The organism is Metabacillus niabensis (assembly GCF_902829255.1).
Taxonomy (GTDB): domain Bacteria; phylum Bacillota; class Bacilli; order Bacillales; family Bacillaceae; genus Metabacillus; species Metabacillus niabensis.
Window position 1 is genome coordinate 1 of record NZ_CADEPK010000364.1, and the last position, 22,001, is coordinate 22,001.

Below are 22,001 nucleotides of genomic sequence, written 5' to 3' on the forward strand. Positions count from 1 at the left end.
GTATTATTAATAATGGTATATTTCTTTCACCTTTATTAGTTTCAAAATATCCATCATGCTTAACTATAAAATCCATATCAACTCGTGGATGTTTATCACTATTCAATTGTTCATGAATAGCACCCACATACCGAACATCTCTAGGGAAAAATCTAGAAATATAAATCTGAGATTCATGGACTTCATTATTCTTTTTAAAGTAATTCCTTAGCAAAATTCTCCCTATTGAATTTTGCTTAATCATTTTTTCTAGTTCACTTCTTGTGCCACTCACCATATACTCATCTGCATCTAGTACAAGTATATAATCCCCAGTAGTCTGCTCTATTGAATAATTTCTAGCTTTAGAGAAATCATCAGGCCATTTTATTTCAAAAAGTTTTATGTCATTCATTGATTTTAAAACCTTTATAGTATTATCCTGAGAGCCCGTGTCGACAACAACTATTTCATCAACAATATTTCTCACACTATTAAGACAACGGCCGATATTCTTTTCCTCATTTTTAACAATCATTGCTAGCGATATCTTCAATGGAATACCTACTTTCTAAATTAAAACATATACGTATCAAGTAATTTACTACCAGAAAAGATTCCTTTTGCATAAGATATTGTAGTCTGGAGAAAATTAATATCTCGCGAATTATCTATTATATATTTATAAAATCTAAAGTCTTCATTAAATATTCCTGTAGAATATTTAGCAACTTCTACAGCACCTTCAATGTTATTTATTTCCAACAAACTATCAATTATATTAATAAAATCATTTATTTCAAACATACTCCAATCGCACATATTGTATAGTTCGAGGCCTTCAACTTTAAATCCATGAGTAAACAACATATTTGCAACTTTATAAATTACTTCCGTATCAAGCTTTTCTATATCATCTAATATAATATTGCAGATGTCGTCATTTTTATATATCAATCCGATTTGCAAAACATATATTAATAGTTCTTTACTAATATCCTTTGCATTCAATTTATTATCCAAGAATTTAAATATATCTGTAATATTTTCATTATCTGAAATGAATTGTAACGAACTTTCAACAATCTCTTCACACGCTGTGGTCTTTTTCAGCAAGTAAAGATCGATAAGATTAATCCAACCAGATGTGTATAAACTGCCCATTAACTCATCTTTTAAAATTTCTGAAAACCCTTTTAAATCCCCTTCGCTTTTAATCGTGTATTTTTTCAATAATGCCACTTTATATAAAAACTGATTTTCTTCAAAATAAAATTCAAGTAGACTTAACGCTAATTCAGGATTACCAATTGAAAATGCAGCACTAATATAGTGTTGGATATTCTTCGCATTTACCAGTCCTTTAGAATTCAGAAAATCGGATATTTCTTCTGATGTATGAAACTTATTTAATAAAGTAACAACTTTATTAATTCCTTCAGTATTATATTTATTTATATTTAATAGGCTTGTATAATGAAAAATCGCATTATTGTAATCATTTTCTGATAAATAGATATCTCCCAATCTAGAATGAGGCTTTTGATCCTTTAAATCCGGTCTAAAAATTATGTGATAATAATTCTCTGGATTATTTACTATCTCTAAAAATACCTCTTTAGCATCATCCATTTGTCCTCTCAAAAAGAATATTTCTCCTTTTAAGTAAAGAAATTCTGGAGAATTCTCATAAATAACTCCTGCATCATCAAGTACATTCAATGCATCGTTAAATCTTTTTAATTGTATTAAACAAATAACGATTTGAATTAATGTTGTTGACACCCATGATAGTCTAAAATCAGATTTCAATTTATAAGCTTCAACATAAGCATCTAATGCTTTAGTAACATCTCCCATTGAAGAGTACTCATTCCCAAGATTAAAATAATCAAATGCATTTTTATTTTCATTTGACATTTCAATATCGATCAGCTTTTTATTTCGTTTATTTTTATCTTTTTCGTCTACTGTATGCTTCAAGTAGCCAGAATGAAAGATTAATAAATTTGAATTTTTATACTTCAAATCCACCCCTTCATTATGTTTAAACTGCTCGTGAATTTTTCGATAATAGCTAATTTTACCGTTATTTTTATATATTCTATCATGGTAGTTTTGTACTAACGTTTCACCAAAGCTACCAGCAAAGTTTAATATTTTCGCGTAATATGCATCATAATCATCGTTTTCATTTCTTAAATCTGTTAAAAAGACCTGAAAGTTCTCTTCATCCACATACTCATCAGCATCAAGTACTAAAATCCATTTCCCAGTAGCTTTCGAAGCTGCAAAATTACGTGCGGCAGAAAAATCTTCAATCCATTTAAAATCATATATATGTGAAGTATATTTAGATACTATCTCTTTTGTTCGATCAGTTGAGCCTGTGTCGACAACAATTATTTCATCAACTAAGTGAGCAACTGAACTTAAACAGCGTTCAATTACCTTTTCTTCATTTTTAACAATCATACAAAGTGAAATGAATTTTTCCATGTTAATGGACCTCCAAAAATTTAATGGGTCTAATAAAAATATCGTACTTATGTAACATAAGTACGATATTCCTTTAGAACCACTAATGATATTAATTAACGAAGTAATTGAAGAACACCTTGTGGTTGTTGGTTAGCTTGAGCAAGCATTGCTTGAGCAGCTTGAGCAAGGATTGAGTTCTTAGTTTGAGACATCATTTCGCTAGCCATGTCAACGTCACGTACACGAGACTCAGCAGCTGTTAAGTTTTCTTGAGAAGCACCTAAGTTATTGATTGTGTGCTCTAAACGGTTTTGAACTGCACCAAGCTTAGAACGTTGTTGTGATACTAATTCAATCGCAGCATCAATTTGGCTGATTGAAGAGCTTGCAGCAGCGTTAGTTCCAACAGAAACTAGTGCAGAACTTAAGTTTAAGCCAGCTGTATCCATTGCAGAAATTCCGATATTAATGATTTGTCCTTCGTTAGCACCAATTTGTAAAGTACCAGAGAAGTTTCCGCCTAATAGGTTTTGAGTGTTGAACTCAGTAGTATCAGCGATTCGGTCGATCTCTGACATTAATTGGTTTAACTCGTCTTGGATAGCGTCACGGTCAGCTGTAACGTTAGTATCGTTACCACCTTGAACTGCTAGTTCACGCATACGTTGAAGGATTGCATGTGTTTCGTTTAATGCACCTTCAGCAGTTTGGATTAAAGAGATACCATCTTGAGAGTTCTTTCCAGCCATTTCTAAACCGCGGATTTGACCACGCATTTTTTCAGAAATTGCAAGACCTGCTGCATCGTCGCCAGCACGGTTGATGCGAAGACCTGAAGATAATTTCTCCATTGATTTAGATTGTCCGTTGTTTGCAGCAGTTAATTGACGGTATGTGTTTAAAGCTGCGATATTGTGATTAATTCTCATTTTGTTTTTCCTCCTTGAATTTAGGCTCATTCACATCCTTGTGAATGAATAGTTTTTTTAAGTGAAAACACATTTTGTCGGCCGCCATGTTGTGTTTTCACCTTACACTAGTATTATCGACACAGTTTTTAATTGTTTAATAGTTTTTTAAAAAGTTTTATATGTTTTTTTCGTCCAATTTTTACCTTTATCATTAGCTGTTTTGACATACTTTGTTGCTTGGAAATTTAAACACAACGGTGTTAACACCTGCGGAGTATCGCACTTACGATCCAACCTTTACAAAGCTCAGCTTAAAAACAGCCAAAAAAATAGACCCCCTATTTCACTTCTTAGAGGTCTATTTTACTTGCTTTTAAATTACTTATTAATTTTTCACTAATGGAAGCTGCTTCATTATTTGATTCTTGGATACTTACGTAAATTTCTTTCCGATGTATTTCAATATGCTTTGGGGCATTGATACCTAATTTAATTTGATCACCGTGTACAGAAAGAACCGTAATTTCAATCTCTCCGCCTATTTGAATTGCTTCACCGGTTTTTCTCGTCAATACAAGCAAAGCTTCCACCTCCTACTTTTGGATAGCATTTTGAATGATTTTATGCTTTGTTGTGTACGGTGTATCTGTTAAAATGACTTGTTTTGCTAATTTTGTTGCGATATTAATCACTAATGGTGCTAGTAAATTTGCTGTCGTTTCTGCAAATGGCTCCTTAACAGTTAAAATTGTGAACACTTGAATGTCTGTTTCCTTTTCTACCTTTAGCGACTCTTTATCTTGGTCTGATAATTCAAACTCATATTCTTTAAAAAACTCAAATGGATTCGTTACAACAAAGCCAAGCTCAGAGGTTTTCGTTGATTGCATAATCAATAATTGTCCCTTATCATCCAATGGTAAAAAAACAAATTCCTTTTCGTCCAGGAATCCCGGTATTCCTTGCTCAAAGTGAATGAACTCATTTTGTTCTACCTCGATAGCTCCATGATATTTCGTTTGTATTTCCATATGTCACCATCCTTCTTTCTATTATGCCTTTATATCAACCATTTCAACATCTATTTTTAGATCGTTTCTTCTTTCAAGATAAATATCAACCTTACCAGGCTCATAGTCATAAATCGGTTTATTGACCTTTACATTAATGATTGGTTTATTAGGCTCTATTTCAATATTTACCTTAGCTGGGTCATATTGAATCTTCACACTTCCCGCAGATGGAATAAAACCTAGTCCAAATTCCTTCCATGGCTTTACACTATTTTGCTTTGCCTGACTCGGAATTGGATTTGAGCGGTTTTCTATTTTCATCAGCTCAGCACCTTGTTGGGTGCGTCGGGCTATTCCTGCAAGCAAGTCCTGATAACCCATTTGTGCAAATTCCTCTGTTCTTCTAAAAATTGATTTTAAATCAACGTCCGCTCTTGCCTGTGTTTGATCGATTGTTAGTTTTGAAGGAGTTGTGTTTATTGTCATATCTGCCTTAGGTTGTTCGATTGATAGATCTGCTTTAGGTTGACTGATATTATTTACTGCATTTGTTGTTTTAATCCCAATTTGTGCATTTGTACTTTCAAGTCGGATTTGCGGAATTCTCATTTGACCACTCCTAGTAAAAAAGCTATCTATTTGATAGATAGCTTATCTTAAAAAGTCGATTAAAGAAGGTTGAATAATTCTAGCTCCAACAGATAATGAAGCACGATGAATGCTTTCTTGAATAGTCAAATCTGTTATCACTCGTTCAATATCAGCATCCTCATTGTCAGATAAAATACGATTTGCAATAACCTCTTGGTCACTTAGGCGACTATCTACAAGTTCAAGACGATTATAACGTGCACCAAGCTCAGAACGCTCTGCTAGCATGGAATCGATATGCTTGTCTAAATCAGCAAGAAGCTCATCACCGTTTTCAAGCGTCCCCTCTCCGTCTAAGAGATTTGTTTCTAACGCTGATAATGTATCAAAAAGTTCTTGGCTGAATAAATTATTCGCATCGACATTTACCTTTAATTGAACACCCTTTGATACCTCAATATTATAAGCTGTTGAGTTTATTTGCGAAAAATCCGGATTACCATTTGCATCTAAAGGGATCGGCGGATTTTTCGTCTGCGTACCATTAAAAATATAATTCCCAGCAACTTTAGTATTAGCAACTCCAATTAAATCTTCTTTTAATTGAGAGATTTCTACACCGATTGCTTTTAAATCCTCTGGACTATTTGTGCTGTTATTAGCCTGTACCGTAAGTTCCCTTATACGCTGAATAACCTGCGTAGCCTGTTCTATCCCTGCTTCAGAATTTTCCATCCATGTATATGCCTCATTAAGATTACGCTTATACTGTTCAACCTCAGTTAAGTTTGTTCTGTAGAACATACCCTTTATCGCGACGACCGGATCATCTGATGGACGGCTGATTTTTTTCCCTGTAGCTAATTGGTCTTGATATTTCCCCATATTCGAATAACTTTTACTTAAATTTCGTAATGAGTTACTCGCTAACATACTTTGCGTTACTCGCATTTCCTCTCACCTACCTACTAGATTCCCATATTATTAATAATCGTATCTAAAAGTTCATCCTGTAAAGAGATCATCTTTGCTGCTGCATTATATGCATGCTGGAATTGAATCATATTCGTCATTTCTTCATCTAACGATACTGCACTAACAGATTGTCTTCTTTGCTCAACAGAATCACGTAATACATTACTATTCGCTGTGAGTCTTTCAGCTTGCTGCGCATCGACTGCCATACCACCAATAACGCCCTCATAAAATTCTTGAATCGTTGTTTTCGTTCCGTCAATATTGAGCGTTTTATTTTTAACTTCGGCAAGCTTTATCGCATTGCTCCCATTACCAACTTCAGCAGTTTGACCTTGCTCTGCAAATGAAGCTGCAATATTATTTGTCGATTCTTTAATATCTGTTGTAATTTGAATGAGACTAGCTGCACCTTTATAGTCTTCATCTGATAAATATTGATCCTCACCTGCTTCATTCACACCGAATGAAAAGAAATTAATATTAGTGTGTGCTGTTGGATTATTGTTCTCATCAAAATTCGATAGGCTCCATCCTGCACTATGGACACTATTAAATTCCTTCGCAAAGCTATAGGCCATTTTATCAAGATTGTCTAGCATTTCTGGATAAAGGCCTACTTCAACAGCTTTCCCGTTTTCGGTATATGTGTAGCCATATGAATCAATTAAACTACTAATTTTACCTGAGCTATTAAAGTCTAAAACATTGATTGAATCCCCGTTCCCAATCTTAACTGATTCGACTAATCCATTATCATTATTATATTGTACGGAAACCTCGCTAACCGTTTGCGCCTTACCATCTACTAAAGTACCAAGAGAGTTTCCATTGTCATCAACGATTTCAACGGTAACAGATCCTTCTGCAATATCTAATGAATTCCCACCGCTCTTATCATAAGATACCTTCACATTTGCTAACGATGATAGCTTATCTAATAAGACATCTCGTTCATCATATAAGTCATTTGGTAAATAGCCATTTGGCTCAATGCTAGCGATTTGCTTATTAATGTTGTTTAGCTGATTCGCTATTGAATTTATTTCTCTAACCGAGATATCTAATTCATTTTTCAAGTCAGATTGCACAGACTTTAATGATGTAGATAAATATTGAAATGTATTAGCAACAGCAATTCCGCGTTCACGGACTACTGCACGAGCTCCTGAATTTGTAGGGTTTACAGCTAAATCCTGTAATGACTGCCAGAATTGGTCCATTGTTGCAGACAAACCTGTGTCAGAAGGCTCATTCATAATCTCTTCCATTTTCTTTAAAGCCTCAGCTCTAGTCTCCCAATAGCCCATTTTGTTGTTTTCTGATCGGTATTGGACATCTAAAAAGCTATCACGAATACGCTGTACGCTACCAGCTTCAACACCTGTCCCCATTTGACCAGGAATTGTTGGCGCGTTAACTCCGAGTGACGGATACGGTTCAGTACTTTGAAAATTCACTCGTTGTCGTGTATACCCAGGTGTATTGGCATTAGAAATATTGTTACCAGTTGTGTAAAGTGCACTTTGTTGTGTGAACATTCCACGTTTTGCGATTTCAAGTCCCATAAATGATGAACGCATATTTTTCTCTCCTTACCTAAGCTTGCGAATCGAATAAAGATCGACGTTGCTTTTCGATCGGTTTATTTGCTGGTTTATTGTAGTTAAATTCTGTTTCTTGTGGCATAAGCATATCAAGTGTCATCGATACTAGTTGTAAAGCTTGCTTTGCTAGTTCTCTATTTAATTCATTTGTTGCTTTTAAGCTATCGATTGTTTCTTTAAAGTCTTTCTCCAGTTCTTTAAGTTTGCCTTGCTCTGAACCTGTTGCTTTTTCAATACATGCTGACATCGATAACTCATCTTCACGTCCTAAAAAAGCAACAGTTTGCTTAATTCGCTCATCCTCAAGCTGAGATATAGCTTTCACAAACATTTGCTCTTTTTTTAACAATTCCTTTAGCGCATCAATGTTTTCACTCTTTAATATTTCTGTTTTTTGAAGGGTTAGTTGATAGAGATTTTTATGAAGTTGTAATAGCTTTTCTAGTGATAAAATTAACTCGGCTGCTGACAAAATTCACCCTCCTATATGTTATTTCTTATAGAAATTAAGTAGCCCTTTAGCAATGGCCTTTGGGTCAATTGTATAATTACCGCTCTCTAATTGTGTTTTAATCGCTTGAACCTTTTCTTGTCTTGCTTTTGTCATCTCATTTGATGCTTGAAGATCAATTGCTTTTGAGGAAATCTCTACTTTATCTTCTTTTGTTTGTGACTTTTGTACTGCTGTATTTTTTTCTAAATTACGTTTATATGGATTGACTCCCATTGAGCCAATGTTATTGATTTTCATGAGTTTCCCTCACTTTCTTTTAGCTCGCCATTTGTCTACTATATATATCGGCGTTCATTTGCTATTTTTTAGCTTTTTCTATTTTTTAGTGCTTTGGGAGTAGTAGGTTGTTTGAATGTTTGAGGATTTATTGCGTTCACTAATTTTTTCTACCTCATCTAACTGATGTAGCTGCTCATTAATATCAGACGTGCAGCTATCGCAAATTCTACCTTCTCTAATCGATTTACCACATTTTTCACATGGGTATCCTAAATTAGGAAAGTTAGATAATTGAATTCTTCCGTTACGAATAAATTTTAAAATTAAATCCTCATCTACCCCTGTTCCTTCGACGACTTCATGTAAAAGTGCTTTGCGATTTTCACGCTTACGTAAAAATTTATAAACTGTTTCGTATGCTTTTTCCTCTTCTTTAAAACATGCGTCACATACGGAACGAAATTGTGTTTTCACAAATAACGTATTGCATTTTGGACAATTTGATAATTCACCCATTGTTATTCTCCTATCCTTACGTTTCTATCCTTTATATCGGCAATAAACCTTCTTTTTTTAGCTTCTAATTAATGTTAAGGAATAAACCTTTTCGGCGCCATTTTGCAGAAGGATTTTTGCAGCATGTCGTAGTGTACTGCCTGTTGTATATAAATCATCTACTAGGAGAATTTGTTTCTTTTCTATTTTACTGGATTCTCTAAGAGAAAACACGTTTTCAGACAATAATCGTTCATGTCGTGATTTTTTTGATTGCTTTTTATCGTCTGATCTCGTGAGGGTGTCTAGCTGTGGAAGTGGGAGAAAGTCAGCGAAAAGCTTCGCTTGATTGAAGCCCCGCTCGTACAAGCGTTCCTTGCTAAGAGGGATAGGGATTGCGATGTCTAGCTTTAATGGTTTTAGAAACTTGTTATATGCTTCGATAAGCTCCTGCCTGAAGACTGCTGATAATGCAGCATCTCCTCTAAATTTGTAAGTAGCAAGAACCTCCTTCATTGCCTCATTATAGGTAAAAATCGATACATTTTTCTCAAGAATGTCTCGCCAATTGCTGTCTTCCTGCCATATAATACAATCTTGACAAGGCTGCTCATTCGTCTGTGGTCTGTGGCAAAGCGGACAGGTTGACCCGGAAATTTTCTCGAATTGCTGAAAGCATTCCTCACACGTTGCCATTTCATTTAAAAGGAGGAGGCTTTTCCAAGATGGCGTTTCTGAAATTTCCTGTTTACAAATAAGACATCTCATTCGCATCAACCCTTTTTTGATAGGTTTTGCATAAAGGACGGTCAGATACAATTTTTGCACATTCAGCGAGCTTGACTACTAAAGACGTCATCTCTTGCTTGTCAACATAGCTTGCCTTAATGTACATGATTTTTTCCTTGTTCGTAACATAGCGTGGTTGAACATTATTTAATGTAAGCGCAATGATATCATCCATGCACTCATTACAGGTACATGTTAATTGCAGCTTATCTTTATATTCATCTAATAAATCTAGCATGATTTTTTCCATCGCGTTTATAATCATCTAAAAGAGCCCCTTGAATGAAAGTATTAGTAACTATTATGCCATAATAATTGTAGATTTTGAAGGAATATACTAGTTTTTAACAGAATTGTTCATTTTTCGTACAATGTCATTCATTTGTTGAATATGCTTTTTGGCCTCGACCATCGCTTTCGTTTTGCCATAATGAAAAAAGATAATGTCACCAGTTGGATAAGCAGCACTTCTGCCTACTCTTCCTGATATTTGCACAAGAGCACTCTCTGTAAAAATATCATCCTCACTGCCAAGTACAGCTACATCGCTGTTTGGAATCGTCACACCGCGTTCTAATATCGTTGATGTAACGATAATCGGAAATTCTCCGTTTCGAAAACGCTGAACCTTCTCTTTACGGGCAGGGTCTTCAGCATAGACACCTTCTATCCTTGAATCAAATTTACGACATATTGTCACTACTTGCTCAATAATCGAAACAGACGGAACAAATAGGAAGGCTTGCTTCTTACTCTCTAGCTGCTTTTTAATCCAAGTAAGGATGACAGCCGGTAATGTGTCCTTTTTCAGCTGCTTTTGCCAGTTACCACACCATGTAAATCTCGGTACTGGTAAAGGATGTCCATGGAAGCGACCAGGTATTTTGACGGCTTCGAGCTTCTTTTGCATAACGTCTCTTTTTAATTGTTTTGATGGAGTAGCAGTTAAATAAATTAATGAGCTTGTTTGTTTTCGTGATTTACTTACGGCAAATTGGAGAGATTTGTCTATTGAGTAAGGGAAGGCATCGACTTCATCAATAATGATGATGTCAAATGCTTCTTTAAATCGAAGGAGCTGATGTGTTGTAGATATATAAAGTGATGCACGCTGATGCTTTTCTTCACTTCCACCATAAAGGGCTGAAATCGTTGTCACCGGAAACACCTTTTTCAATCGTGGAGCTAGCTCAAGTACAACATCTGTACGTGGAGTTGCAAGGCAAATTCGTTTTTGATTTCGTAATCCGTATTCAAGTCCTTTAAACAGTACCTCTGTTTTCCCTGCCCCACATACCGCCCATACGAGTAGCTGATTGTTTTCCTTTATCGCTTGAACGACTCGATCTGAGGCAGCGGCTTGCCCTTTTGATAGCTTTCCGTCCCATGTGAAGTCGACCCTTTCCATCTCTTCATCATTAGGTCCTGACCAGCTAAACAATGGGGTACACTCACTAACTCTTCCCATCATAATGCAATTCCGACAATAAAAACAATTTGCTGCGCCACATCGAGCACAAGCAAAGGACGCAAATAAAGATGGGGAATCGTTCCCACATCGATTACAATAAAGCTTGTTATGTTTTCGGAAGACACCATAATTCAATTGAATATAGCCGTGATAGTAATGTTCTAGAATTGTTTCAAATGGGAATGGGATTTCTGATATGAGTAATTCCTTCCCTACCATGTGTTGCTGTAGTTGTTTTGAATAGGAATATTGTGGTTCTGTCGGATTTTGTGGGAGTTCACTGAGATGTGCTATTGGCAAACCTTCGTGATATGAGAAGACGGGAGCTAACATTTTATTGTAGATTGTAAATCTCATGCTTCACCCTCAATTATTACCAACTATTTTTCGATAACGTTTTTCTACACTAATCGGAGTACGTGATAGTTCTGTCGCAATATGCTTAAATTTCATGCCACTGTTTCGCAGTTCTAAAAGCTTCCGATCCTCTAAGGTTGTCCAGTGACGATATGTCCTTTTTTTCCCTTCATGATCTGCACAAGAGTTATGACGTGACGTCATACACATTTCTATCAAACCTTCTTTCAAGCTTTTCAATAAATATTATGGAGGATAAAATTGGACATGTCTACATATTGTGCCTAATAAGGGAGGAAAGTACTAGACGAAAAGCGGAAGCGCAACGACAAGCATAAGACAAGAAAAAATGGAAGGAGCTCCTTACCCTTCTATTCTTTCTTGCCTTACCTCAAAGGGCTTGGCGCCAAAATGAAGTATGAAAAAATGAATGTTTCTAATATAAACTTAATACTTATTTTTTATACCAGCCTAAACCGATCGCACCTTCACCGAGGTGTGTGCCAATTACAGCACCAAAATAGCTAATCAAGCATTCGACATTCGGATACTTTTCTTCAAGCTCTTGCTTCATCGCTGCAGCTTCTTCTGGGCGATTTGCATGGATAACAACGGCACGCATTGGCTCGTTATTTGCAGCAACCTCGTGAAATAAGTCATATACACGATTTAATGCTTTTTTCTTTGTACGGATTTTCTCAAATGGAACTATTACTTTATCTTCAAAGTGAAGAATTGGCTTTACCTGCAATAGGCTTCCAATTAATGCTTGCGCTCCACTTAATCGGCCACCACGTTGGAGATTTGATAAATCATCAACAATAAAATAGGCATTTACGGACTTTTTCATTTCATTTAATCGTTCGAGTATTTCTTCAGGGGTCCGGCCAGCCTTTGCCATTTCAGATGCCTCAAGTGCATAAAACCCTTGAACCATACAGCTAATTTCTGAATCAAATGGATAAACCTTTATTGTATCAACCATCGTCCCTGCTGTTACTGCACCGTTATATGTACCACTAATTCCACTTGATAGATGAATGGAAATCACTGCATCATATTCCTTTGACAAATTCTCAAACAACTCAACAAACATTCCGACAGGTGGTTGTGAGGTTGTTGGAAGCTCCTGCCTTTCCTTCACCTTTGCAAAAAATTGTTCAGCAGTCATTTCGTTTTCCTCTTGGTACGTCTCATCTCCAAAAATCACGCTTAACGGAATCATATAAATATCGTGTTTGTCACGTAAATCCTTCGGGATATATGCGGTACTATCTGTTAAAATAGCCGTTTTCATCTTTTTTGTTTCCTTCCTTAATGAATATCTTATTTATCTGGCAATCGTCAACTTAGCGTTGCTTGAAGCTCCTACTCCTAAAGAAGCAAATCAACGTGAGACACTATGCTGACCTGTGTACAATGCCGCATAGTGACTTAAAATAGAATACAACAGAAAAAAATGTAACGAAGCCTGTTTTGTAAGATTTCAATATTTCTTTTAGTGTACTATCATTTTAACGGATCATGTACGGAATTTCACTAATTAGATAATATTTCTAAGAAAAGCTTTATGCTATTGCCACGCTTTATTTTTATATCCGTATACATTGTTGCTATTTTCTCAGGTAAGGCGGTGAGCCCTCTCAGCCTTTACAATAATTTAGAACCAAGCCAAAAATAAAAGGCCAGACTCTTAATGTTTAAGGTCTGACCTACTATTCATTACTTTACTTCTACCCAACCATTTTTAATCGCGACAACAACCGCTTGTGTACGGTCATTTACATTCATTTTTTGTAATATATTGCTTACATGGTTTTTAACTGTTTTTTCACTTATGAATAAAGCTTCGCCGATTCCTCGATTGCTTTTTCCATCTGCAAGCATTTGCAGAACTTCGCATTCCCGGCGTGTTAATATATGTAATGGTCTGCGTATTTCTGGCTGCAATGGTTGATTGGATGCTTGTCCATTTGCAGTAGCAAGTCTTCTAAACTCATTGACAAGATTATGGGTTACGCGTGGATGTAAGTAAGAGCCGCCATCTGCGACAACTTTTACAGCATCGATTAATGTATCAGCATCCATTTCTTTTAATAAGTAACCTCTTGCACCTGTTTTTAATGCATGTGTGACATAGTTCTCATCATCATGAATGGAAAGGATGATTACCTTTGCCTCTGGATTTGCTTCAATTAATTGCTTTGTCGCTTCTACACCGTTTACTTTCGGCATATTGATATCCATTATTACAACATCTGGTTTATGTGTTTCAACGATTTCTAACGCTTCTTCACCATCGTCACCTTCAGCAACGACCTCAAAGCTCGGTTCAAAATCTAAAATACGTTTAACGCCCTCACGGAATAATTGATGATCATCTATAATAACAATTTTTGTTTTCATGTCTACGCCTCCCCATTATATTCTATTCTATTAGCTATTGTTTGTGTCAATAAGTCTTTCGTACTCATTCTCATACTTTTGCAGGATTTGTTACTTGAAAGGGCACTTTAATCATGATAAATGTACCTAACCCCTTTTTGGAATCAACTGTAATTTTCCCCTCTAGCAGTTCTACTCGTTCTTTCATTCCAATTAGACCGAACGATTTTTTATCTCTGTTTTCTTTTACTGTTTTTACATTGAAGCCTTTTCCATTATCTTTGATGATCATACTTATATAATCATCTTCAACCTCTACCCTTACATTAATTTCCGTTGCTTCCGCATGCTTTATCGCATTTGTCACTGCCTCCTGCGCCAGCCGGAACAAGGCAACCTCGAATCTTGGGGGAAGGCGAATGTCACTAAGACAGCCAATGCTATGAAATAAGATTTTTGTTTTCCCATCATATTCTTCGATCGTGTTTAAATATTTTTTGAGGGTTGGAATAAGTCCCAAGTCATCCAGCGCCATCGGTCTCAAATCATAGATAATTCTTCTTACCTCATACAAAGCATTTCGAACATTATCACGAAGATTGCGGATTTCTTTAAAGCCGTCCTCTGTTCCACGCTCACGGAAAATTCTTTCAATGAGCTCTGAACGCATCATGACATTTGCAAGCATTTGTGCCGGTCCATCATGAATTTCACGCGATACTCGTTTACGTTCTTCCTCCTGTGCTTCAATAATTCGCAAACCAAAGTCCTGCTTTTGTTGGGCATCCTCCAACAATATTCCAACCTGTCGCAAATCACGATTCAAATAGTTTAAAACAACCGTAATTTGGCTAACGAGTGTTTCCGAGCGTTCAATAATTTCCTGCAAGCCTAATAAGCGTCGCTCTAGATCATCTCTACGATCTCTAAGCTGTTTCTCATGCTGCTGCATCATTGAAAGATCTACTTGAAGTTTATGGGCTTTTTCATATGCCTCACGAATTTCATCTTCGGAAAATTGCTTAAAATGCTTACTCACCTGTGCAAGTCGATTACGAGCAATTCTTGAATGAACCTCAAGCTTATCTCCTTCTTCAATCACAATGCTTACTTGACGTTTAATATCAGCTAATTCCTCAACAAGTGATTCATATTGCTGACGTGACTGTTCACCAATTTGAAAAATTTCATCTTTGCTTGAATCAACAGTATGGATCATTTTATCTATTATTTCGTCTAACAGCTTACTATCAAGTTTTATCGGGTTCATACGGCATTCCTCCTATTTATGTCCCCTTTGTTTTTATGTATTTTTTTCTTTAATATTCTACATTTTGTCACATTTTACTACATGATTCTTTTTCGTTTGTCAAAAGATTACGATTGAAGTACAAAAAATGTCGTTTTATAATAGAATAGGACTGCTATCAGCAGAAGCATATTTGCTGATCGTTTTTTTACTGTAAAAAACGCGAAACATGTCCCTAACTCGCTCGCTTGTCAGGAGGTGTACAAGCATGCTTTCTCATTATTATACCGTAAAAGGCTATGGAGAGCATGAACTAATTATCCAAAAATCAAGGTTTATTTGTTATACAGAGCGAGTCACTACTGAGGATGACGCTCAAAGCTTTATCCAAAAAATAAAAAAACAGCATCCTAATGCAAATCATAATTGCTCAGCATATCTTATCGGAGAACACAACCAAATCCAAAAGGCAAACGATGATGGTGAGCCTAGTGGCACAGCTGGCGTCCCGATGCTTGAGGTTTTGAAAAAACGCGACCTAAAAGACACTGTTGTCGTCGTCACCCGTTATTTCGGCGGAATTAAGCTTGGCACAGGCGGACTTATCCGTGCTTACGGAAAATCAGTTTCAGAGGGCCTAAATGCCACAGGCATCGTTGAACGAAAATTAATGTGTATTATGCATACAAAAATAGACTATACATGGTTAGGAAAAGTGGAAAATGAATTAAGAGCTTCCAACTTTTTAATAAAGGATATTCATTATTTAAATGATGTCGAAGTGGAAACCTATGTGGAAGAAGATAAAAAAGCTGACTTTATTAGCTGGATGACTGAATTGACAAATGGACAAAGTGAAATTGTTGATGGTGATGTCGTTTATTTAGAACAAGACGTACAAATTTAACATTTAGAGGAGAAGTTTATGAATAGAAGTCAAGCAAAGAAAAAAAAGAGGAAACGCAAGCACCCTATTTTAAGGAGATTTTTATTTTTTCTCCTATTAGTATTCGTATGTGTAGCAGGTTATCTTGGATGGGTATTTTACCACACATTAAGTGCGGCAAATGAATCCTATGATGATTTAGGTAGAGATAAATCAAAGCTCCGTGAATCAGCAGTTAGCATTTCAAATGATCCGGTTTCGATTTTATTATTAGGGATTGAGGACTATTCAAGTGGAGGTAAAGGTGGTCGATCCGATACGATAATGGTTGCAACATTTAATCCTAAAGATCAATCGATGAAGCTATTAAGTATTCCACGTGATGCTCGCGTGGAAATCCCTGGAAAAGGGGAGGATAAAATTAACCACGCCTATTCAAAGGGTGGAAAAGAGTTAACGATTGACACTGTCGAGGATTTCTTAGATATTCCAATTGACTATTATGCAACAGTCAATTTTGATGGAATTAAAAACATTGTTGATATTGTAGGAGGAATCACTGTCGATGTTCCATTTGATTTCAAACAGAACAGTGATGACCCTAAAGCAGAGAAGCTTGAGTTTTATGAAGGACCTATGGAGTTAGACGGTCGTCACGCATTAGCTTATGCAAGAATGAGAAAGGTCGACCCACTAGGTGATATTGGACGTAACGAACGACAGCAGGAAGTCGTAAAAGCCATCATTGACGAAATTGCTTCTGCTGGTACGCTCTTAAAGGTTGATAAATTAACAGCTGAGGTCGGAAAGAACGTTGAAACAAACTTGCGCGTATCTGAATTGCTTGGTTTTTATCAAAAGTATTCAGGCTTTAATTCAAACGATATTGATACAGTAACGCTAGAAGGTGATAGTGATTATATAGGTGATATATCCTATTGGTTCCCTGACGAGGAAAGTGTTGAAGAAGTTCAAGACGAACTAAAAGTTCATTTAGGACTTAAATCCGCAACCTCAACATCCACTTCATCATCATCTGATCGCTCTGATGATGAATCAGAAATAGAGTAGCATAAACGAAACCCAGGAGGTGATTCACCCCTGGGTTTTATTATGAATTTTATTTCAAAATCAAAAAATGCCCAACCTTTAAAATAGGCTGGGCATTTTCTTTATCTTAATTATTCTTTTGAGAAATCTTTCGAATCATATTAATTAATGGTCTTCGATTGATGCCAATTAACCCTACTATCTCAGCAATGAATTGCAGTGCTAGCAATAAAATAATCATTAACAGTAATGAAATCCATAGCGTTGCATTTGAGAAGATAATTGCCGAAAACCCAAAGCATGCGCTAAAGAAGTAAATGATTAAAACAGCAGAGCGATGGCTGAAGCCTAAGTTAACTAAACAATAATGCAAGTGTAGCTTATCAGGAGCAGCAATACTTTTTTTGTTCAAAAGTCTCCTAATAATCGCAAATACAGTATCAAAGATTGGGACTGCTAAAACAACAATCGGAATAATAAAGCTAAATATTGTTATATTTTTAAATAACCCTAACATCGAGATGATCGATATTGAGTATCCTAAAAACAATGCCCCTGTATCCCCCATAAAAATCTTTGCTGGATAAAAATTATGAACAAGGAAGCCTAATGTACTCCCGATCAAAATAAAGCAAAGGGCAACAACTAAAAATTGTGAATCAGCAAAGGCCATAATAAGAATACTAGTCATAGCGATTGATGATACACCTGCTGCTAAGCCATCAAGGCCATCAATTAAATTGATCGCATTCGTTATCGCGACAATCCAAATGACAGTCACCGGATAGCTTAAATAATCTAATTCAACAAGTCCATAAAAAGGAATATTAAATTTTTCAATTAGAAGACCTGATGACGCAACAACAATCGCAGCAACGAGCTGTCCGATAAATTTATACTTTGCTGGTAATGTATATTTGTCATCTAAAATACCAACTAATATAATGATGAAAGCGCCTATCACAATTTCCTTCATATAGATTGAATGTGGCTGTAAATATAAAAAGCCGGCTATTACACCAATGAAGATTCCGAGACCTCCAAGTCTTGGCATAATATCTTTATGAATTTTTCGCGTATTTGGTTTATCAGTTGCACCAATTTTAATTGCAATTTTCTTAACGACAGGCGTAATGAAGACAGCAACTGTAAATGAAAGAATAAACGCTACAATATAGTCTATATAAGAATGCATAGTTCCACCCACTTGTGTGAGAAATTTACACTTATTCCATCATAGCAAAAATTATTAAAGATTCAATTGTTTTTTGCTTAAAATTTATGACATATCTATTACTATTATCAATTACGTAAGAAAACAAACATATACATTTAACATAATTCATCTATTTTTTATTTAGTCAAAATTTTTCGATAGAATGCAACTAGTTTCTCTTCCTCAGAATTCCAATTATATTTTGTTTCAAAAGCAACTCGACCGTTTTGCCCCATTTCATCTGTTAATGTCGCATCATCTAATAGCGAAATCATCGCCTTTGCAATTGACTGTGGGCTCTCAGGATCGATGAGCAGACCACTGCTAGAAGACTCAACAACCTTTCGATAATGGGGAAAATCAGAAGAAATGACAGCTACCCCTGCTGCCATATATTCGAACAGCTTATTCGGCAGGCAGACTAAATGATTTGGCACAGGTAAATAAGGAATAATCCCAATTGAAGCTGTTGATAAATACCCCTCGATTTGCTCATAAGGAACCTTACCTTTAAACTGTACCTTTTCTTCTAAATGATGTTCCTTTACCTTTTGTTTTATTTCTCGTTCAAATGAGTCTGATTCAAAGCCACCAACAAATAAGAGCTTTGCCTCTGGCCGTTCAATAGCTACCTTTGCAAAGCCGTCTATTAACTCTTCGATTCCTCTTATTCGAGTAATCCCACCTAAATATAACAGAGTATGGTGATCTCCCTTCACTTTTTGAAGTGGCGGAAACATATCTGTCAATGGATAATTTTCAATCTTACAGCTAGTATATGATTTATACCGTTTTCCAATCTCTTCTGTCGTGTAAATAACTCCCGATAAAATCGGTAGAGATAGTTTTTCGATGATTTCGTAGGCAAGCCTAATTGGCCTCTTTAGCCAAGACTTTAAATATTTTTTACTCATAATCGCGTTTGGATAATGCTCATGGACATCAAAAATCACAGGCTTCCTCGTAAAAATCCGAAGCAGAACCCCGACAGGAATTAATTCTGGGTCATGAAAATGATACAAATCAGCCTTTGTTTCTTTAGCTAGTTTAAAAACCTTGAACGCATGTAAAAACCGCTTCAACTCATTTTTTGGCTTTTCGATCGGAATGAGGTTAATACCATCATCCTTGATCATTTTATCAGGCTTAGGTGCTAACAAGGTTACGTCATAACCAGCTTTTTTTAATGATTTACATTGTTTATGATAAATCCGTCCGTCATACGCTTGATGGACAGTCGTTAAAACACAAATTTTCGTCATAAAATATCCTACCTTTTTCAATATCCAAGTTGTAACTTTTCCCTTTATACTTTACACTATAATATTGATAATTCCTAATATTTTATGGAAAGGGAGCTACTATGAAAATCGTCTATATAACTCAACATTTCCCACCTGAAATCGGTGCTGCACAAGGACGTGCATTTGATATGAGCTCAAATCTAGCAGATCTAGGCCATGATCTCCATGTCCTTACGACCTTTCCAAATGCAAAGCCTATAAACAAGTTTTTTACAAAAGAGAAGCATCATAAACTAACGGTCTATCGTTCCTTTCGAATAAGAGATACGAAGACAAGCTCCATACGAAGAATCGCTAATTACTTATCATTTATGGTTTCTAGCTGTTTTTCAGGACTATTAGTCAAAAAACCTGATATTATCTATGCAACCTCCCCTCAATTGTTCCAAGGGGTAACTGGATATTTCTTAAGCCGTGTTCACCGGGCAAAATTTGTTTTTGAAATCCGCGATCTATGGGTCGATTTTGCCGAACTATTAGGGCAATTTAAAAATAAAAAGATATTAAATCTAGCTCGTAAGCTTGAAAAATTTCTCTATAATAAAGCAGACCATATTGTTGTTGTTACCCAAGGCTATAAACAGCGTTTAATTGAACTTGGCATACCTAAGGATAAAATAACGGTGATTCCTAACGGAGTCAACCCTGACTCGTTAGACATTAGGGGTACAGACTCAGCTCTCCAAGTAAAAAAGCATTACGGTATTGAGGATAAATTCCTTGTTCTATATGCAGGAAATATCGGTGCTGCCCAAGGTTTGGAGACAATTATAACTGCTGCAAATGAATTAAAGGACAACCCTTCGTATATGTTTATGTTTATCGGTGAAGGGGTTGAGAAGCAACAATTAATTGAGCGAGCTAAATCATTAGAGCTTTCAAATGTGATCTTCCTTGATAGTATGAAAAAGGAAGAATTAATTACCTATTATGAAGCTGCAGATATTGGAATTGTCTCACTAAAAAAACATCCATTATTCAATATAACAATTCCTTCTAAAGTATTTGACTATATGTCAATGTCGACACCTATTTTAATCGGTGTTGATGGGGAAGCAAAGGATATTGTCGAAACATATCAAGCAGGTTACTCCTTTGAACCGGAAAACCCAGCTGACTTTATCCGGGCTCTGTCATATGCCCATTCTCATCCTGAAGAGCTGCAAAATATTAGACAAAATGTCAGAGATAAGCTTCTTCAGTTTTTTAATCGAGAGATGCTTGCAAAGCAATTGTCAGATGCTTTACAACATTTAACGGAGAAAGAACTGAATAAGTTACATAAAAAGACGACCAACTTTTAGTAGTTGGCCGTTTTTTTATGATTATGGCTGGAAGCGTTCTGGCTTTGCTTCACTTTTTCCGAAATAATGAAGAATCGCATGAACGATACGATTTGAAGCCTGTCCATCACCGTATGGATTTGAGGCCTTCGACATTTTTTCATATTCTTCTTTATTGTTAAGTAGCTCATATGCTAGCTTATAAATTGTTTCTTCATCTGTTCCAGCAAGCTTTAATGTACCTGCTTCAATACCCTCTGGGCGCTCTGTAGTATCACGTAAAACGAGAACTGGTACGCCTAATGATGGTGCCTCTTCTTGTACACCGCCTGAATCCGTTAGGATAATATGAGCACGTGAAGCGAAGTTGTGGAAATCATAGACACCTAATGGCTCAATTAAATGAATTTTCGGATCATTACCAAGAATTTCATCAGCTACTTCACGAACAGCTGGATTTAAATGAACCGGGTAAACAACTTGAACATCATCATGCTCAGTAACAAGACGCTTAATTGCACGAAACATGTTACGCATTGGTTCGCCAAGATTTTCTCTTCGATGTGCTGTTAACAAAATCATACGGTCTGAACCAAGCTTCTCAATTACATCATGAGTATACGTATCCTTCACCGTTGTTTTAAGTGCATCGATCGCTGTATTACCTGTTACATAAATCGTATCGGCTTTTTTATTTTCCTGTAATAAATTCGCCTCAGACTTATCTGTCGGTGAGAAATGAAGATCAGCAATAACACCTGTAATTTGTCGATTTACTTCTTCAGGGAATGGAGAATATTTATTCCATGTTCGTAGTCCTGCTTCAACATGACCGACAGCAATTTGGTTATAAAAAGCCGCTAAGCTAGCAACAAACGTTGTCGTTGTATCACCGTGAACTAACACAAGGTCTGGCTTTACTTCCTTCATAACGTTATCTAAGCCTTCCAATGCACGTGTTGTTACACCTGTTAATGTTTGGCGGTCTTTCATAATATTTAAATCATAATCTGGCGTTACGTTAAATAGCTCTAAAACTTGGTCAAGCATTTGACGATGCTGCGCTGTTACCGTAACAATTGATTCGATTTCATTCGGAAATTTTTCTAATTCTAACACTAGTGGCGCCATTTTTATCGCTTCGGGTCTTGTACCAAAGATTGTCATTACCTTTATTTTACGGTCCATGCTATTACTCTCCTTTAAGCTTTATATATGAACTGAAG

The 22,001-nt window shown here is 36.1% G+C and carries 24 protein-coding genes; 3 read left to right on the plus strand and 21 right to left on the minus strand.

Translation table 11 applies throughout. The features are described 5' to 3' along the window. The 18 genes from HU235_RS21190 to HU235_RS21275 form a co-directional block, all read right to left on the minus strand. On the minus strand, positions 1-535 hold a 535-nt coding region (locus tag HU235_RS21190; protein WP_174881499.1), incomplete at its 3' end, for a glycosyltransferase family 2 protein. Between the two features lie 20 nt (positions 536-555). Next, the gene (locus HU235_RS21195) at positions 556-2,478 is read right to left on the minus strand and encodes a tetratricopeptide repeat-containing glycosyltransferase family 2 protein (RefSeq protein ID WP_174881500.1); all 1,923 of its coding nucleotides are present in this window, start codon (positions 2,476-2,478) and stop codon (positions 556-558) included. Positions 2,479-2,573: 95 nt separating this feature from the next. Further along, a complete protein-coding gene (gene hag, locus HU235_RS21200; RefSeq protein WP_174881501.1) occupies positions 2,574-3,389 on the minus strand; it encodes a flagellin Hag in 816 nt (271 codons plus the stop codon). Positions 3,390-3,721: 332 nt separating this feature from the next. Then, positions 3,722-3,952 carry a carbon storage regulator CsrA gene (csrA, locus tag HU235_RS21205; protein ID WP_095299758.1) on the minus strand — a complete coding sequence of 77 codons (231 nt, stop codon included), beginning with the start codon at positions 3,950-3,952 and terminating at the stop codon, positions 3,722-3,724. A gap of 12 nt (positions 3,953-3,964) precedes the next feature. After that, positions 3,965-4,402, minus strand: a complete 438-nt coding sequence (gene fliW / locus HU235_RS21210; protein WP_174881502.1) for a flagellar assembly protein FliW — start codon at positions 4,400-4,402, stop codon at positions 3,965-3,967. 21 nt (positions 4,403-4,423) lie between these two features. Then, positions 4,424-4,993: a DUF6470 family protein gene (locus HU235_RS21215; protein WP_095299756.1), complete on the minus strand. Its 570-nt coding sequence runs from the start codon at positions 4,991-4,993 to the stop codon at positions 4,424-4,426. 42 nt (positions 4,994-5,035) lie between these two features. Beyond that, entirely contained in the window at positions 5,036-5,926 is an 891-nt protein-coding gene (gene flgL / locus HU235_RS21220; protein WP_095299755.1) for a flagellar hook-associated protein FlgL, read from the minus strand. Between the two features lie 17 nt (positions 5,927-5,943). Then, the gene (flgK, locus tag HU235_RS21225; RefSeq protein ID WP_095299754.1) at positions 5,944-7,533 is read right to left on the minus strand and encodes a flagellar hook-associated protein FlgK; all 1,590 of its coding nucleotides are present in this window, start codon (positions 7,531-7,533) and stop codon (positions 5,944-5,946) included. A gap of 16 nt (positions 7,534-7,549) precedes the next feature. Continuing rightward, positions 7,550-8,029 (minus strand): flagellar protein FlgN, encoded by a 480-nt coding sequence (locus tag HU235_RS21230; protein ID WP_174881503.1) that lies wholly within the window; start codon positions 8,027-8,029, stop codon positions 7,550-7,552. Positions 8,030-8,047: 18 nt separating this feature from the next. Beyond that, on the minus strand, positions 8,048-8,308 hold the full coding sequence (flgM, locus tag HU235_RS21235) for a flagellar biosynthesis anti-sigma factor FlgM (RefSeq protein ID WP_095299752.1): 261 nt from the start codon (positions 8,306-8,308) through the stop codon (positions 8,048-8,050). Positions 8,309-8,386: 78 nt separating this feature from the next. Then, positions 8,387-8,806: a TIGR03826 family flagellar region protein gene (locus HU235_RS21240; protein WP_095299751.1), complete on the minus strand. Its 420-nt coding sequence runs from the start codon at positions 8,804-8,806 to the stop codon at positions 8,387-8,389. A 57-nt stretch (positions 8,807-8,863) separates the two neighbouring features. Continuing rightward, positions 8,864-9,553, minus strand: coding sequence for a ComF family protein (locus HU235_RS21245; protein WP_174881504.1), 690 nt, complete (start codon positions 9,551-9,553; stop codon positions 8,864-8,866). Beyond that, the gene (locus HU235_RS21250) at positions 9,534-9,839 is read right to left on the minus strand and encodes a late competence development ComFB family protein (protein ID WP_095299749.1); all 306 of its coding nucleotides are present in this window, start codon (positions 9,837-9,839) and stop codon (positions 9,534-9,536) included. Before HU235_RS21250 ends, HU235_RS21245 begins: the two co-directional genes overlap by 20 nt. A gap of 72 nt (positions 9,840-9,911) precedes the next feature. After that, positions 9,912-11,402 (minus strand): DEAD/DEAH box helicase, encoded by a 1,491-nt coding sequence (locus HU235_RS21255; RefSeq protein ID WP_174881505.1) that lies wholly within the window; start codon positions 11,400-11,402, stop codon positions 9,912-9,914. 9 nt (positions 11,403-11,411) lie between these two features. Continuing rightward, on the minus strand, positions 11,412-11,612 hold the full coding sequence (locus tag HU235_RS21260; RefSeq protein ID WP_095299747.1) for an SANT/Myb-like DNA-binding domain-containing protein: 201 nt from the start codon (positions 11,610-11,612) through the stop codon (positions 11,412-11,414). Between the two features lie 244 nt (positions 11,613-11,856). After that, positions 11,857-12,699 (minus strand): DegV family protein, encoded by an 843-nt coding sequence (locus HU235_RS21265; protein ID WP_095299746.1) that lies wholly within the window; start codon positions 12,697-12,699, stop codon positions 11,857-11,859. Between the two features lie 425 nt (positions 12,700-13,124). Further along, positions 13,125-13,808, minus strand: a complete 684-nt coding sequence (locus HU235_RS21270; RefSeq protein WP_095299745.1) for a response regulator transcription factor — start codon at positions 13,806-13,808, stop codon at positions 13,125-13,127. Positions 13,809-13,878: 70 nt separating this feature from the next. Further along, positions 13,879-15,057 (minus strand): sensor histidine kinase, encoded by a 1,179-nt coding sequence (locus tag HU235_RS21275; RefSeq protein WP_095299744.1) that lies wholly within the window; start codon positions 15,055-15,057, stop codon positions 13,879-13,881. Positions 15,058-15,304: 247 nt separating this feature from the next. On the opposite strand from HU235_RS21275, the gene HU235_RS21280 reads away from it, so the two are divergent. Continuing rightward, entirely contained in the window at positions 15,305-15,943 is a 639-nt protein-coding gene (locus HU235_RS21280) for a YigZ family protein (protein WP_095299743.1), read from the plus strand. 18 nt (positions 15,944-15,961) lie between these two features. Continuing rightward, entirely contained in the window at positions 15,962-16,993 is a 1,032-nt protein-coding gene (locus tag HU235_RS21285; protein ID WP_174881506.1) for an LCP family protein, read from the plus strand. A gap of 106 nt (positions 16,994-17,099) precedes the next feature. Here HU235_RS21285 and HU235_RS21290 read toward each other — a convergent pair whose 3' ends face one another. Continuing rightward, entirely contained in the window at positions 17,100-18,167 is a 1,068-nt protein-coding gene (locus tag HU235_RS21290; RefSeq protein WP_095299741.1) for a glycosyltransferase family 4 protein, read from the minus strand. Positions 18,168-18,325: 158 nt separating this feature from the next. Then, complete coding sequence (locus HU235_RS21295; protein ID WP_174881507.1) at positions 18,326-19,450, minus strand: glycosyltransferase family 4 protein; 1,125 nt, start codon at positions 19,448-19,450, stop codon at positions 18,326-18,328. A gap of 101 nt (positions 19,451-19,551) precedes the next feature. Here HU235_RS21295 and HU235_RS21300 point away from each other — a divergent pair, with 101 nt between their 5' ends. Then, entirely contained in the window at positions 19,552-20,796 is a 1,245-nt protein-coding gene (locus HU235_RS21300; RefSeq protein WP_174881508.1) for a glycosyltransferase family 4 protein, read from the plus strand. Between the two features lie 21 nt (positions 20,797-20,817). Here HU235_RS21300 and wecB read toward each other — a convergent pair whose 3' ends face one another. Beyond that, the gene (wecB, locus tag HU235_RS21305; protein WP_095299738.1) at positions 20,818-21,963 is read right to left on the minus strand and encodes a non-hydrolyzing UDP-N-acetylglucosamine 2-epimerase; all 1,146 of its coding nucleotides are present in this window, start codon (positions 21,961-21,963) and stop codon (positions 20,818-20,820) included. Positions 21,964-22,001: the final 38 nt, after the last annotated feature.